Origin of the sequence: Polynucleobacter sp. MWH-Jannik1A5, assembly GCF_018881795.1 — a bacterium.
Lineage (GTDB): Bacteria > Pseudomonadota > Gammaproteobacteria > Burkholderiales > Burkholderiaceae > Polynucleobacter.
The window spans coordinates 1,811,022-1,825,455 of sequence record NZ_JACVPQ010000001.1 but is presented as its reverse complement, the minus strand read 5'-3'; the positions used below and the strand labels follow the sequence as shown (position 1 = coordinate 1,825,455).

The window sequence follows — 14,434 nt, the reverse complement described above, 5'->3', positions numbered from 1 at the left end:
AACTAACTATTCACCTGACTTTACGGGTGTCGCGTTAGAGCTAGGCTCAAAGCTCAAGGAAGCTGAATTGATGCAATAACGTAAGCCCGTAGGCATAGGCCCGTCTTCAAATACGTGGCCTAAGTGAGCATCACAATGAGCGCAGCGGACCTCAGTGCGAATCATTCCATGGGTCGTGTCGCGAATTTCTTTAATTGATGATGGAACTTCAGGGGCGTTATAGCTGGGCCAACCGCAACCAGCGTCAAATTTAGTTTCAGATAGAAAGAGGGGGGTGTCGCAGCAGATGCACTTATACCGGCCCTGATCCCAGTGATCCCAATACTTACCGGTAAATGGTCGTTCAGTTGCAGCTTCACGTGTAACGCGATACTCAATGTCGCTGAGCGCTTGTTTATATTCTTGATCTGTTTTTTTCATATTGACTCCTGATATATCAGTTTTCTTATGCTCTAGGATGAACAGCTAACTTCAACTGATTGGGCATTTGGGGGTGGCGCTAATGAATATGAGTGATACTCATCTTGCTCTTCATAAGGATGGCTCAAAATTTTTAGAAGCTTGATGACTTCTGAGAAATCTTTATTCTGAGCCATTTCAATTGCAGATTGTGCCAAGTGATTTCGCAATACATATTTAGGATTAATTCGATCCATTTCTTTCTGGCGCGCAATGTCAGAGCTTGATTCCAGCTGCAATCGCTCTACATAATCGGCAAACCAGCGATCGATAGACTCTCTATCCAAAAACTCATCACGCAATGGATTTTTAGAACTAGTTGAATTGACCTGCAGCTTGCCAAGATTTCTAAAGAAACTCGTGAAGTCTACTTTTGAATCATGCATTGCCTGCAATAGTCTTTCGATGAGGGGGATATCTCCCTCTTGAACAGTGGTAAAACCTAGCTTTTTCCGAAAGAGGGATTGCCATTTATGTGCGTACACCACTGGAAATTGTTCAAGAGCGCCGCGTAGTTGTTCTTGTGCTTTTTCTTCCCCTCCTGAATAATTTGCTAGCAATGGAATCATCGCGCTGGCAAGGCAAGCCATATTCCAATGCATGATCTGAGGCTGGCGATGATAGGCATATCGTCCGCCTTGATCGCTATGGTTGCAAATATGATCGATTTGAAATTGATCCAAGAACCCAAATGGCCCGTAATCTATTGTTAAGCCAAGTACGCTGATGTTGTCACTATTGAGAACGCCATGACAGAAGCCAACTGACTGCCACTGCGCCACAAGACTTGCATTGCGAGAGCAAATTTCTTTAAAAAGGCTTAAGTAAGGATTCTCTGTATTTTGAGACTCTGGGTAATGGTTCTGAATTAAGTAATCGGCAAATTCCTTCAGACGTCCCAAATCATCTAATGAAGCGAAGTGTTCAAAATGACCAACCCGCATAAAGCTAGGCGCGAGCCTTGCGCAGACTGCGGCGGTTTCCAGAGTTTCTCTTCTAATCGGCAAGTCAGAACCAATAATCGATAAAGCTCGAGTAGTGGGAATGCCTAATGCATGCATTGCCTCGCTGCAGAGAAACTCTCTAATAGAAGAACGTAGTACCGCTCTCCCATCCCCCATTCGTGAAAACCGAGTAGTGCCAGCACCTTTCAGCTGTAATTCTTGCCCTGCAATATCACCCAATAAAATTGCGCGCCCGTCCCCCAGTTGTCCAGCCCAAACACCAAATTGATGGCCGCTATAGGCTGTTGCAATTGGATTGGAAAACTGGTGGGTTGCTACATTTAATTGGTTTCCAGATAAAACAGCCAACCAAGCCGAATCAGTAGGTAGGTGGTTTTTATCCAGTTCAATGCCGATTAACTTCGCAGAGGAGGGCGAAAATGCAACCCAATAGGGTTCGGGCAAGGGAGTGGGTTGGGTCGCTTGGCAAACATCATCGCCGCTGAAGGTAAAGGCCATGAGTCCTATTCTAGGGGGATTTACCAAAACACGTACATGCCTCTAAAATTATTCTATGAATAAACAAGTCCAAATAAATCCACAAACCCAACTAGCCAATTTAGGTGAGGAATTAAATGTCCCCTTTTTAAAGCTTCTTGGCGTACGTTGCTTAAGCGCAGAAATGGGTAAGGGCGAGATTTTGCTAGCCCTGAAACCTGAGCACAACAATACTTGGGAAGTGGCTCATGGCGGCGTCTTATTGACACTCATGGATGTTGCCATGGCAGTTGCAGCAAGATCGGGTGACCCCAGCGACAGAAGTGTCGTGACTATTGAAATGAAAAATAATTTTATGCAGGCCGCAACCGGAGTACTCAGGGTCAAGGCTGATACCGTCCGAAGGACTGCAACCATGGCTTTTTGCGAAGCAAAGCTATTTAATGATCAGGGTGAGATTTGCTGCATGTCGACCGGGACCTTTAAGTACCTGAAGCGCTTAGCAACTAAAAATGCTGACGGAATTCGCGTAGTGAATGACGATGGTCGCGTCGAATAATATTAGACAGATAAATTAGAGTCTGATGATGAACTAAGCGCACCCGTTACAACATCGTGGCCAACGGTACCGGATACATCAAAGCGACGTTCAACCAATTCAAAATGCCCATCTTTGCGAACCCTTAGAACCGTACTGGAACGTGTACCGTAGGCAGGGGTTTTAATAAAAGCAGAGGAGAGTGCCTTCTCCCATTCTTTGCTTACACCCGTATTCGGCAGCTCATGATCGCTTGCATGATGACTATCTGCGAGCAATTTTAGATATTGATCTGCATTTTTAAGTTGCCCTTGATCCATAGCCAAGGCCTGAGCAAAGGCAGCTACGCGGTGGTTTACTTTGGGCCAAGGGGTGTCCAACATCGCATTGGAGAGTCCATAGACACCTGGCTCTAGGGGTTGCTGAGGAAATACCTTGCGGGGGCGAATACTTTGACCCAACATCATTCGATTGCTAACCCAATGCATTTCTCCATTAGCTGGATCACTAAGATCGGCCATCAGCAAATTAAAGCCGTTGTATTGTGTAAACCGTTTTGAATGACTTTGAATAAATTGTGTTGGGCGATCTTTGCTGGTGAGATACATCAAAGATAGCTCGCCACGCGTTCTTGCATCTGGATTTTTTTCGCTCGGCGCTCTTACGTTAGTCAAGGCCGCAAATTTTCCAGTTTTAGTAATTCCCAACCATGTGCCAGGACTTCCCAAAACATCAGCACGATCTCTTCCGGCCAAAACATGTGGATGCTCTGACCACCAAGAAACTCCTTCAGTATCGCGCTCATAAAATTCATCGCGATTGGCTGCAACCACCAGAGAGTAGTCTGGATGGGAGTTCCATGCGAAAAGAATGAGGCACATAAAAGGCGTTAAATTTCTATTAAAGGGTATGGCAATGAATCTATTTGTAACACAGGTCCAGTAGGGCTACCCAAGTGAATATCCCCATTTTCAAGAGCCTCGAGCTTGCACTCAATTTGAAGAGTGGTGCGCGCTGGATCTGCGTGATCTTGGGAGGATAAAACAACCATTCCAGCTGGCTGATCCGAATCCTTGCTATGAAAAATTTCGGTGCCTGGCATGATGGGATTTTGATCTAACTCAGAATCAATTACATTGGCCAGTTGAAGTCTTCGTTTAATAGCGCCGCGATATTGACTGCGGGCTACGATTTCCTGGCCTGGATAACATCCTTTTTTAAAATCCACGCCCGCAACGGATTCAAAATTAATCATCTGTGGCACAAATTGCTCTTGTGTGGCTGCAACAATTCGAGGAATGGCGCTTAGCACCTCAAGCTCGTTCCAGATATTTAAAGCTGTGCCAGAGTCTTGAGTTTCGATAGGGGATTGATTTGGGAACGCTAACAAAAGGCGTGCAATTGATTGAGTTCCAACCAATACATCGGGCATCCTTAGGGCAATAGACTGCTCGGAAGATTGGTAGCTACTGATAGTTTGATCAGTTCCATAAAGTCCTGCTACTGACCAACTCGCAGAAAGATCTGTCATCTTCACTTTTGAACGCAACACATACATTGATAATCGTTTCGCTGTACTTGCCGCGATATCTTTTGAGATAAATAGGGCAAAGCGGTCTTCAGATTCATTGGTGGATGGGAATAAGCCAAGCCAAGCGCTCGCCAATAATCGACCTTTTGGGCTACAGTAGCCAACGAGACGAGCTCCTGAGAAACCATAGGCCTTGGATCCTGGCATGGTGCGATTGAGCCCCAAAACAGAATTTGTTAATTGATTTTGCAAAAAGCCTGCTGCATCAGCACCCTCAATTTGAATACAACCCCAATCAGGAAGAATGGAGGGTAGAGATGAATGGTTATTAAGCCAATTTTGCTGATTTTGAGTGTTATTTGTCATGACCCTTTTATCATAGCCCGATGAGCAGAAAAATTCAGAAGAAGGTCTTTTTTTTAAAAAGGTGGCTTGCTGTAGCTGCAGCTCTCTTGAGCTTACTTTATGGCGTCATTTTTTTACTTCCAGTTGTACCAAATCAATCAAATGGTGCAGATGGCTCAGTCTATAAGGTCAAAATCAACCCAAATTCTGGCCTAACAAGCATTGCTGCCCAGCTCAGCACCCAAGGTTTGGCTGCTAATTCCATTGTTTTACATATTGCTGCAAGAAGTTTATTTATTGGCTCAAAATTAAAGCCAGGGACATATTTATTCCCCAATGGTGCCAGCCTTGGAAAAGTACTTTTACAAATGGCTCGCGGAGATCGCGTTAGAGAGAGTATTGCCATCATTCCAGGCATGACTATTTGGCAGCTGAGAACGTTGATGAATTCTCACCCATCAATCGTTCACAGAACTAAGGGGATTAGCAATAAGGAGTTGCTACAGCTTTTAAATCTCAGCTATCCAAGTGATGAGGGAATATTTCTACCCGATACTTACGTTTTTGACCCGGATGAGCTTGACCTGAATATTTATCGTAGAGCAGCACAAGCAATGCAAAAGCAACTATCCCAAATTTGGGATCAAAGAGCCGAGGGATTACCGCTTAAAACGTCTTATGATCTTTTGATACTGGCATCCATAGTTGAAAAGGAAACTGGGCGTCAGAGCGATAGAGCTATGGTGTCGACTGTTTTTATCAATCGCCTAAACAAAGGTATGCCGCTCCAGACTGATCCGACGGTGATCTATGGAATAGGGCCTAAATTTGACGGAAATTTACGGAAAGCGGATTTACGCAAAGACACTGCCTACAATACCTATATGCATAAAGGTTTACCGCCAACCCCCATAGCTATGCCTAGTAAAGAATCAATCATGGCAGCCGCACATCCAGCTAAAAGTAATGCTTTATTCTTTGTTGCTAAAGGGGATGGTAGCAGCCATTTTTCACAATCTCTAAAAGAGCATGAGGCTGCGGTAGATCAATATCAACGCAAAATTACATCTAAAACTAGCGCAAACTAATTTTTTTATATGACATCAGCACACACAGGATTTTTTATCAGCTTTGAGGGAATTGATGGGGCAGGCAAGAGTACGCATGTCGATGCTTTTCGCAACCTGATGCAAGAACGCTACCCCAATAAAGAAGTGGTTATGACTCGTGAACCTGGGGGCACTGCCCTTGGTGAACAACTTCGCAATTTGTTGCTTGATGCCCCCATGAATCTAGAAACGGAAGCATTACTCATGTTTGCGGCTCGTCGTGAGCACATTGCTCAAGTTATCGAGCCAGCGCTCGCTGCCGGCAAGATAGTAATCTCAGATCGCTTTACTGATGCGAGCTTTGCCTACCAAGGCGGAGGTCGCGGTTTGAGCTTAGCTAAATTGAATGATTTAGAGCGCTGGGTACAGGGTAGGAGCGACGGCTCTCTTTTGCAGCCTAACTTAACCATCCTATTTGACTTGCCTGGTGAAACTGCTGAATCACGCCGCTCAAAAGTGAGGGCACCAGATAAATTCGAAAAGATGGACTTATCCTTTTTCGAAAGAGTTCGTCAAGAATACTTACGTCGGGCAAAGGATGATCCTAAACGCTTTCATTTGGTAGACGCTACACAAACGCCTGAAGCCATCTGGGATGGCTTAAAACAAATTCAGATTGCGGTTCAGTGAGACAAAAGACTCAAATAGCGCCTTGGCTTCAACCTCTTTGGGAGGGCTTGGACTTTGGACAGTTTCCCAATGCGATATTGCTACATGGTCAATCCGGCATTGGCAAATTCGCCTTTTCTATTGAGCTAGCCAAAGCCTTGCTTTGTGAGACCGCAAATGGATCTCCAAAGCCTTGCAATCAATGCGAAGCTTGCCATTGGTTCGACACCGGCAATCATCCTGATTTTATTTCCCTTGTGCCGGAGACTCACCGAAAGCTAATGCCTCATGCTGATTACGATAGTGATGAGTCCCCCAAAAAAGGGAAGGTAGTGCGCGACGATGAAAGCGAATCAAGCGAGAAAAAAGAAAAGAAGAATATCTCCATAGAAGAAACTCGAAGTGCAATAGAAAATCTGGCTATTGGCTCTCACCGTGGTGGGAATCGCGTGATCTTGATTTACCCATTAGAGATGCTACGGTCAGATTCTGCCAATACATTGCTGAAATCTCTAGAAGAGCCGCCAGCTAATACAATTTTTATATTACTGGCCGATCGAGTTGATCGTGTATTGCCGACGATTCGTTCTCGTTGTCGCCTCTTAACGGCTCCACGCCCAAATCGCGAGGAAGGTATCGCTTGGCTAAAGGCTCAAGCAAATGAAATCAAGGGATTAAAGGCTAGGGATGCTGATATTGAGAGCATCTATGACGAGCAGGGTGGGGCACCTTTCTCAGTCCTCAACTCCCTAATTGCTAGGCACAATAAAGATGAGAAGGATGAGCTAACGATAGCCATTCAGGCATCACGTTTTTTACTTCAATCGATGGCTCAAGGGGTCAGAATCAACTGGCTTGAAACGGCTGAGAAAACACATAAGGCGCAATACGGATTTCTTTTGGCAAGCATGCAGCGATGGGTCTCGGATTTACAAGCAGTAGCCCAAGGTGGACATCCACGTTATTACCCCAAACATTTATCTTCACTAGAAGGATTATCTAAATTAGCGAATATTCAAAAGTTGCATCAATTTTGGAAATCTCTAGTACAGGCTCGTCGCCATGAAAATCACCCTCTTGCCACCAGAATTCAATTAGAGGGGCTACTTTCACAATATCAGCAGATATTTGGGCCATAAATAACTCGCAGGCAGACTAAAATACGAGTCATGTTCATAGACTCACATTGCCACCTCGATTTCCCAGAATTTCAAACGAGATTGCCCGAAGTTTTGGCTAATATGCAGGCGGCCAAGGTCAGTCATGCTTTATGCGTTTCAGTAGATTTGCCAGATTTCCCCAATGTATTGAAATTAGCGCAGGATCATCCAAATCTTTATGCCTCAGTAGGCGTTCACCCAGATTACGAAGATACGCCCGAACCAAGCCTTGAGTTTCTAGTTGATACCGCCCAAAAGCATTCCAAAATTGTCGCTATTGGTGAAACAGGGCTAGATTACTACCGCATGGGCGATCGTAGCTATGAATCCATGGAATGGCAGCGAGAGCGCTTCAGAACTCATATTAGGGCGTCTATAGCCTCCAAGAAGCCTTTAATCATTCATACACGCTCAGCTTCTGAAGACACCATCAAAATCCTTAAAGAGGAGGGCGCTCAGAACATTGGCGGGGTTATGCACTGTTTCACGGAATCCTATGACGTGGCTAAGGCGGCTATGGAGATGGGCTTTTTCATCTCCTTCTCCGGAATTGTGACCTTTAAGAGCGCCAAGGAACTGCAAGAGACCTGCAAACAAGTACCTTTGGATCGAATGTTGATTGAGACAGATTCACCATACTTAGCCCCAATTCCTTATCGCGGCAAGATCAATGAACCTGCCTGGGTATCTAAAGTAGGTGAATTTATTGCTGACTTGAAGGGGGTTTCTATTGAAGAATTAGCGCTCCAAACCACCAGCAATTTTTATGAATGTTTTCAGATAGATAGAGAGTTAAGATGAGATTTAAGTTTAAATTAATTGCTGCTTTTATGACCATTTCTGCAGCTATTTGTACATCATCTTTTGCCCAAACAGAGACACAAATTCTAGACTTTACTAAGGCAGCTAAGTTTAATGATGTGGCAACAGTGAAAAGCCTGCTTGCTAAAGGTGTCAGCCCCAATACAACCGACTCTAAGGGCGACCCTATGCTAAATATAGCGATTAGAGACAAATCTGATGATGTGATTACCCTGTTGCTGGCCAATAAATCTACTGACGTTGATCTCTCCAATAAGTTTGGTGAGACGCCCTTAATGATTGCTTCTATTGATGGCAATCTGCCCGTGGTAAAGGCCTTGGTTGAGCAAAGAAATGCACAAATAAACCATATTGGCTGGACGCCGTTGCATTACGCCTGCGCCAGAGGTCAATTAGATGTAGCCAAATATCTCATTTCCAAAGGAGCCACAATTGATGCATTAAGTGTTGGTGATAACACGCCATTGATGATGGCAGTTCAAGCCGGCAATGAAGATCTAATTAACTTGCTTTTGTCTAAGGGTGCAGATTTGAGATTAAAGAATTCTCAAGGCTTTACTGCAATTGATATTGCCGTTATCTACGAGAAGCCATGGATTGCAGAAGGCCTAAGTTCACGTTGGTTAAAGCTTTATAAGCAGCCTTATGTGTATCCAAAGGCTCTTATGCAGCCTAAGCCATAATATACATATCTGCGTATAATCATTATTATGTCAAATAAGATATTTTTGTAATATTCGCTACAGACCCCTAATGGCAATTAACTTCTTTCACGACCATAAACTCCCTGTTTTGGATCTTTTCCAGAATGCCGATCTGCCCAGCTTCACCACTCTTTTTTCAGAGATCAATACTGATATGGGCAATAGTCAGATCTGGGTTGTGCTGTTACTAGCATGTTTAATGTTAACGCTGCATGGTGTTGCCGTTCTGATGATCGCAGGAGCATTTCACTGGATTGATCACAAGTTAGAAAACAAGAAAATTTACGGCGCAAACTTTCTTTCATACTTCGTGGCTATTCTTTTGATTATTGCGAGCCACTTCATCGAAATTATTGCCTGGGCATATATCTGTGTGGCGCTCAAGGTATTTGCCACTAATCCTCAGACTTTTTACTTTGCTGGTGAAATGTATACAACCGTTGGATATGGTGATTACACGCTTTCTGAGCACTGGAGAATCCTGCCGATCATCATTTCTTTTTCAGGAATTTTTGCAGTCTCCATGTCTGGGGCTGCTTTATATTCCATGATGGGTGCATTACTAGGACGGTCTAATCAAAATCCAAAATCTGGATCAGGGTTCTAGTTTCAGGGCTGAATTGTTTTGGGCACAGGGTTCTTTTGCTTGAAAACAAGTTCAAGCACCCTACCATTTGACTCTAGGGAGCGTATGCGTCCAGGCAGCCAATCCAAGTCCTTCGCAAGCCAAATATCAACTTGACGCTTGTAAGGGCTACTCTCAAGCTGCATCAAGGCATAGTGACGATTGATCGTTTTACCCATGCTTGGAATGTCTTCAGAGACATTTTCTCCATAGCTTTTAAAGTTCCACATCTCCAGGGTGTTGTAGTCAACCACCGGAATGCTGCGTATCGTGCCAGCCTCATCCATTTTGCTATTGCCATTTAACAGCGAAGCTAGCTGGAAAATTAGACTAAAGCGATCTTGAGTGCCAGGTAATATTGTTGGCGTGTATTCAGGTTTTTCAGAAAAGAACATCTGCCCTTCCCCTTTTTCATTTCGATCAAATCGAGAGTAGCGCGGTGTTCTTGTTCCGCGTTGCGACCAATAAATGCTGGGAGCAATCCCATAGGCGTCTACCGAGCCGCGTGATTCAAATACAAAAGGGCCAACAAAAGCATAGGGAATATTGATATAGAGACGATAGTTATTGCCGTCGACAATCCAGTCAATTTCTCCGGTTTGATACTGCTGGCCATCGACATAAGCATCGTAATAAATAATCCCAGATTCCGGTAATTTGAATGCCGCCCCAGATTGATCTCCTATAGCGCCGTTTGCTCCAACCCCGTCAGACTTGACCCCTGTCTGCGCATTTGATGATGAGGTCTGTTTGTCAGCTACCTTTTTAGCGGACTTAGTCATCTGGATTTTCTTAGGCGTTTCCGCTTTTAACTCAGTCCTGATGATGAGATCTTCAGCAATTGGTGGCAGCTCATTAAATGAAAAAAAAGGAAGGCCAAAAAATAATAGGAGATGCCCAACCACTGAAAGTAGCAAAGCAGCAAAAATTATTCGCAGCGATTTCAACTTGGGGCAACCAAAATAACTACCCCACCCTGTCTTTACATTCAGGACAAACCCTCCAAAAGGCGGCTATTTTTGGGAAGATTGGCGGCCAAGAAATCCATCTGGTCTGACAAAATATTACGTCCTTTAAGAATCATGTCCTCATAAAGGCTTGGTAAATAAGGCGTGTATAACAAACCCATACCAGCTTGCTCAGGTGTACGGTTGCCTTTGCGTTGATTGCAGGGTCTACAAGAGATCACTAAATTCATCCAACTATATTGACCGCCGCGACTGTTAGGGATGATGTGTTCTGCCTCTGCGTGATTTTCATGAATTGCATCGCCACAATAGGCGCATAAACCTCTATCGCGTTTATAAAGCTTGTGCTTCGTGATGACGGGCACAACATCAAAAAGATTGATTTTGGCGCTACCCTTTACTGCAATGATGGAGTGAAGCTCAATAACAGATTGCCTGCCGGTAGCACGAGAAATGCCACCACGCATTTTGAGTATAGGATCACCTAGAGTCCATATGACGCTGCTATCAGCATATTGCTTTGTAGCTTCTTCTGGATTAACCCAACCCTGGGGAATTCCACCTGCGTCTAATTTCAAGATGCTCAGCACAAACTCTCCTTTCTAGGCTTCATCATGCAGATAAAAGTCGTTTGGATCATCTTACAGAAGAAGATGTCGGCAATCAATTGACCCTACTGTGAGATGAACTGTATTACCTTAGGTAAGTGCTCTGGATACTCAGCAATGCCATGGTCGCTGCCTTCTAGCACTAGTTGCTCTGCACCTTTGTAAAACTCCACCATCTCACGCCAATCTAACAATTCATCGCCTTTTGCAGCCATTAAAAAATAACGAGAGGGCTTGGTTATTGACTCCACTTGAAGCGCATTTAGTTCATCGATATATTCTGGACGAAAATCAAACGGCTCATCTGAGTCATAGGAAGTCAACATGCCAACATGAGGAGCTAGCTCTCTTGGGGCTCTTACGGCAGGATTTAAGGCTACCGCTTTGCAGCCATACTTCTCGGCAAGATAATTGGCGTAGAAGCCGCCTAATGAGGATCCGACAACCACCAAACGATCATGTTTTGAGTCATGGATATGTTTTTCTACTAGATCCATACTCGCCTTAGGAGATGCTAAAAGCTGTGGGCAAAACCACTCAATGGGATTTTCTGGTGTTGCTAAAGCCTGAATTGCCTCACCTGTAATAACAGCCTTACTAGATCGAGGCGATGATCGAAAGCCATGAAGATATACAAGCAATGTTGAAGGCATATGAAAATCCTAAAGTCTATTGAGTGATTTGATCCAATCCAACCCTGATTGGGTTTGGGTAGCCGGCTTGTATTCACAGCCAATCCAGCCTTGGTAGCCTATCCGATCTATCAGTTTAAAAAGATATGCGTAATTAATTTCTCCAGTACCGGGCTCATGTCGACCCGGATTATCAGCCAATTGAATGTGGGCAATCCTAGAGATATTTTCCTCTAATGTTTTAGAGAGCTCACCCTCCATGCGTTGGGCATGATAAATATCGTATTGAATATACACATTATCAGCGCCAACTTCATTCAGAATATCTAAAGCTTGCTGGGTCTTTGATAAATAAAATCCGGGGATATCAAATGTATTGATTGGCTCAATCAGTAATTTAATATTGACCTTTTTGAGCTCAACTGCCGCATATCGTAAGTTTGCAATCAATGTTGCTCGCAACAGCTCTTGACTCAATCCAGTGGGTGCTTTTCCTGCTAAGCAATTGAGTTGACTCACCCCTAGCACTTTTGCGTATTCAATTGCTTTGGCAACACTTGCTTTAAATTCATCCATGCGATCTGGAAGACAGGCAATCCCTCGCTCCCCCTCATCCCAATCTCCAGCAGGCAAATTGTGAAGCACCAGGCGCAAGTTATTTTGATCAAGTTTTTGACGGATTTCACTTGCCTTATAGGCGTAGGGGAAAAGAAATTCAACGGCCTTGAATCCAGATTCTGCTGCTATTTCAAAGCGATCCATAAAGGGATGCTCATTAAATAGCATGGTGAGATTTGCTGCAAACTGGGGCATTTCACATCCTTTAAAGTGAATCAATGTATTGGTTGATCTTAACAAACCCCGAGCAGCTCGGTCTTACAGGGGCCTATACCTCTTAATAGGTCTAATTGACCTTCAAAATAGGCTAAGATTGAATTTAGTAGTTATTTAAATAAGGAAAACTAATATGAAATTTGCCCCGATTGCTATGATGCTTGCTGTGCTTTTCGCAGGTACGACGGCGGTTAATGCCCAAACATCCTCCACAGCTGGTGCCGCTAAGCCAGTTGTAATCGATGCAGCTGTTACTGACAATGTCTATCAGCTCTATGAAGGTGAAGTCGTTAAGGTCGATAAAAAAACCCGCACGATTACATTTAAAAACAAAGAAGGCGAATCTAAATTTGTGGCTGGTCCAGATATTAAGAACTTTGACCAAATCAAAAAAGGTGATCGCGTTAACGTTAACTATGAATTGGCTGTAGCTATTGAGTTGATTAAAACCAAGAGTGATGGCGTTCGTACAAAAGTAGAAACCAATACAGTGACAAAATCAAAGGCAAATGAAAAGCCTTCTGAAACAATCACCAATCAGACAACCATCATTGCCGATATTGTTGAGGTAAATCGTGAGAAGAAATTGGTTTCCGTTAAGGGCCCCAGCGGCAAAATCACCACTGTTACTGTAAAGAACCCTGCCCTTTTGGCTGACGTTAAAGTCGGTGAGCAGGTAAAAGTCATTTACTTTGATGCAATGGCAGCCTCTATTACCACTCCTAAGAAGTAATCTTTTCAACTAACTCTGCGATATGTAGAGCTAGTTAGTCATTAAATAAAAAGCCACCTGCGGGTGGCTTTTTATTTAGCAATACTAATTTACTTGATCAGATCCAAAAATTGGACATTATTGTTGATGTTCCCGAAAGAGGATGAGTCATAGGCGAAGTTACCATTAGTGGTGAACAAGAACATATAGGTCTTCATTGGGCCATCGCCACCTGACCGTTCCTTTCCGTTGACATCACAGACCACCATCCAACCAAACTTTGGAGTCTCAAAAGCCAGCGCTCTTGCCCAGGCCTTACGTGGAGGCGAACATTCTTTTTTTGCCATATCCGGGTTATTCACGGCAGACTTAAGATAAGTATTCACTTCTTTATCTACTGCTGCCTGATTAGGTTGAGGCGGGAATTTGGCTTGCGTAATTTCTTGTTGGGTCACAGGAGCGGCGCAAGCGACTAATGCCACTGCTGCAACGAGACCTAATAATTTGGTTTTCATAAATGATCCTATTGAGAGAAAAGTGAATTTGAGAGTAATTCTTGCTTGATTCATTATATTTGCTCGGCTTTGTATCTTTAGTGAATCAATCCTGAAACGATGGGAACCTCATTAAAAAAATCTATAGAACAAAATTAGTAAGGATAAAAAAAGCCACCCCGCAGGATGGCTTTTTGGTAACAAGGGAGATTAATTGTCACAAACCCTTGTGACACCTGTTGTCTTGGCGGAACGGACGGGACTCGAACCCGCGACCCTCGGCGTGACAGGCCGATATTCTAACCAACTGAACTACCGCTCCAAATACATCGAGTAACGCAACATCATACCTCTTTACTGCTACCAGAAGAATCTGGCGTCCCCAGGGGGATTCGAACCCCCGTACTCACCGTGAAAGGGTGATGTCCTAGGCCTCTAGACGATGGGGACCTGGACTACAACAAACTATTTTAAATGCTTGGTGGAGATAAGCGGGATCGAACCGCTGACCTCTTGCATGCCATGCAAGCGCTCTCCCAGCTGAGCTATACCCCCGAAATCTCGCGATAAAACTACAAGACATTCAAAACAATCCAAGATTTTATCCTATTTTTGTGCAGGTGCGCAAATTCCCTAGCGGACCACCTTAGAGAGCCTTTGTATAGCCTCTTTCTTGCCCAATACCACCAAGACAGAATCAATGGCTGGGGTTTGTGTTGTGGCAAATAATGCGTATCTGACAGGCATTGCTAGAGCCGGCATTTTGAGTTGATGCTTGGCCAATACTTGCTTAAATACCGCGCCATAGGCCTCTTTTGTTGGCTCAGACTGTGAAATGGCAT

General features: G+C 44.0%; 17 protein-coding genes, 3 tRNA genes and 1 pseudogene. 8 read left to right on the top strand and 13 right to left on the bottom strand.

The annotated features are described in order from the left end of the window. Positions 1-6 precede the first annotated feature (6 nt). Positions 7-420 carry a peptide-methionine (R)-S-oxide reductase MsrB gene (msrB, locus tag ICN23_RS09225; RefSeq protein WP_216231837.1) on the bottom strand — a complete coding sequence of 138 codons (414 nt, stop codon included), beginning with the start codon at positions 418-420 and terminating at the stop codon, positions 7-9. Between the two features lie 32 nt (positions 421-452). Then, entirely contained in the window at positions 453-1,922 is a 1,470-nt protein-coding gene (locus tag ICN23_RS09220) for a YdiU family protein (RefSeq protein WP_216231836.1), read from the bottom strand. Positions 1,923-1,977: 55 nt separating this feature from the next. Here ICN23_RS09220 and ICN23_RS09215 point away from each other — a divergent pair, with 55 nt between their 5' ends. Then, on the top strand, positions 1,978-2,460 hold the full coding sequence (locus ICN23_RS09215; RefSeq protein ID WP_216231835.1) for a PaaI family thioesterase: 483 nt from the start codon (positions 1,978-1,980) through the stop codon (positions 2,458-2,460). A gap of 2 nt (positions 2,461-2,462) precedes the next feature. Here ICN23_RS09215 and ICN23_RS09210 read toward each other — a convergent pair whose 3' ends face one another. Further along, complete coding sequence (locus tag ICN23_RS09210) at positions 2,463-3,320, bottom strand: NRDE family protein (RefSeq protein WP_216231834.1); 858 nt, start codon at positions 3,318-3,320, stop codon at positions 2,463-2,465. An 8-nt stretch (positions 3,321-3,328) separates the two neighbouring features. Then, a complete protein-coding gene (locus ICN23_RS09205) occupies positions 3,329-4,336 on the bottom strand; it encodes a folate-binding protein YgfZ (RefSeq protein ID WP_216231833.1) in 1,008 nt (335 codons plus the stop codon). A gap of 20 nt (positions 4,337-4,356) precedes the next feature. Between ICN23_RS09205 and mltG the strand changes: the two genes are divergently transcribed. The 6 genes from mltG to ICN23_RS09175 all read left to right on the top strand — a co-directional run bounded on the left by mltG (position 4,357) and on the right by ICN23_RS09175 (position 9,326). Beyond that, a complete protein-coding gene (mltG, locus tag ICN23_RS09200; protein WP_216231832.1) occupies positions 4,357-5,403 on the top strand; it encodes an endolytic transglycosylase MltG in 1,047 nt (348 codons plus the stop codon). Positions 5,404-5,412: 9 nt separating this feature from the next. Beyond that, complete coding sequence (gene tmk / locus ICN23_RS09195) at positions 5,413-6,054, top strand: dTMP kinase (RefSeq protein ID WP_216231831.1); 642 nt, start codon at positions 5,413-5,415, stop codon at positions 6,052-6,054. Next, positions 6,051-7,172 carry a DNA polymerase III subunit delta' gene (locus ICN23_RS09190; protein ID WP_216231830.1) on the top strand — a complete coding sequence of 374 codons (1,122 nt, stop codon included), beginning with the start codon at positions 6,051-6,053 and terminating at the stop codon, positions 7,170-7,172. Before tmk ends, ICN23_RS09190 begins: the two co-directional genes overlap by 4 nt. Before the next feature lie 30 nt (positions 7,173-7,202). Beyond that, the gene (locus ICN23_RS09185; RefSeq protein WP_216231829.1) at positions 7,203-7,994 is read left to right on the top strand and encodes a TatD family hydrolase; all 792 of its coding nucleotides are present in this window, start codon (positions 7,203-7,205) and stop codon (positions 7,992-7,994) included. Next, positions 7,991-8,698 carry an ankyrin repeat domain-containing protein gene (locus ICN23_RS09180; protein ID WP_216231828.1) on the top strand — a complete coding sequence of 236 codons (708 nt, stop codon included), beginning with the start codon at positions 7,991-7,993 and terminating at the stop codon, positions 8,696-8,698. Before ICN23_RS09185 ends, ICN23_RS09180 begins: the two co-directional genes overlap by 4 nt. A gap of 70 nt (positions 8,699-8,768) precedes the next feature. Beyond that, the gene (locus ICN23_RS09175; RefSeq protein WP_216231827.1) at positions 8,769-9,326 is read left to right on the top strand and encodes an ion channel; all 558 of its coding nucleotides are present in this window, start codon (positions 8,769-8,771) and stop codon (positions 9,324-9,326) included. Between the two features lie 2 nt (positions 9,327-9,328). Here the strand turns inward: ICN23_RS09175 and ICN23_RS09170 are convergent, their stop codons facing one another. From ICN23_RS09170 to hyi, 4 genes are all read right to left on the bottom strand, one after another. Then, on the bottom strand, positions 9,329-10,126 hold the full coding sequence (locus ICN23_RS09170; protein ID WP_255532747.1) for a DUF3108 domain-containing protein: 798 nt from the start codon (positions 10,124-10,126) through the stop codon (positions 9,329-9,331). Between the two features lie 206 nt (positions 10,127-10,332). Beyond that, on the bottom strand, positions 10,333-10,902 hold the full coding sequence (locus tag ICN23_RS09165; RefSeq protein ID WP_370624772.1) for an HNH endonuclease: 570 nt from the start codon (positions 10,900-10,902) through the stop codon (positions 10,333-10,335). An 83-nt stretch (positions 10,903-10,985) separates the two neighbouring features. Continuing rightward, positions 10,986-11,573 (bottom strand): YqiA/YcfP family alpha/beta fold hydrolase, encoded by a 588-nt coding sequence (locus tag ICN23_RS09160; protein WP_216231825.1) that lies wholly within the window; start codon positions 11,571-11,573, stop codon positions 10,986-10,988. A 9-nt stretch (positions 11,574-11,582) separates the two neighbouring features. Beyond that, positions 11,583-12,365: a hydroxypyruvate isomerase gene (gene hyi / locus ICN23_RS09155; RefSeq protein ID WP_216231824.1), complete on the bottom strand. Its 783-nt coding sequence runs from the start codon at positions 12,363-12,365 to the stop codon at positions 11,583-11,585. Between the two features lie 154 nt (positions 12,366-12,519). On the opposite strand from hyi, the gene ICN23_RS09150 reads away from it, so the two are divergent. Beyond that, entirely contained in the window at positions 12,520-13,119 is a 600-nt protein-coding gene (locus tag ICN23_RS09150; RefSeq protein ID WP_216231823.1) for a hypothetical protein, read from the top strand. Between the two features lie 89 nt (positions 13,120-13,208). Here ICN23_RS09150 and ICN23_RS09145 read toward each other — a convergent pair whose 3' ends face one another. The 5 genes and pseudogenes from ICN23_RS09145 to ICN23_RS10040 form a co-directional block, all read right to left on the bottom strand. Then, entirely contained in the window at positions 13,209-13,613 is a 405-nt protein-coding gene (locus ICN23_RS09145; protein WP_216231822.1) for a hypothetical protein, read from the bottom strand. A gap of 224 nt (positions 13,614-13,837) precedes the next feature. Continuing rightward, positions 13,838-13,914: transfer RNA gene (locus ICN23_RS09140), tRNA-Asp, on the bottom strand. Positions 13,915-13,966: 52 nt separating this feature from the next. Next, a tRNA-Glu gene (locus tag ICN23_RS09135) sits at positions 13,967-14,042 on the bottom strand. Positions 14,043-14,071: 29 nt separating this feature from the next. Then, a tRNA-Ala gene (locus ICN23_RS09130) sits at positions 14,072-14,147 on the bottom strand. A 78-nt stretch (positions 14,148-14,225) separates the two neighbouring features. Beyond that, positions 14,226-14,434, bottom strand: a pseudogene (locus ICN23_RS10040) (glutamate--tRNA ligase); the annotation flags it as partial.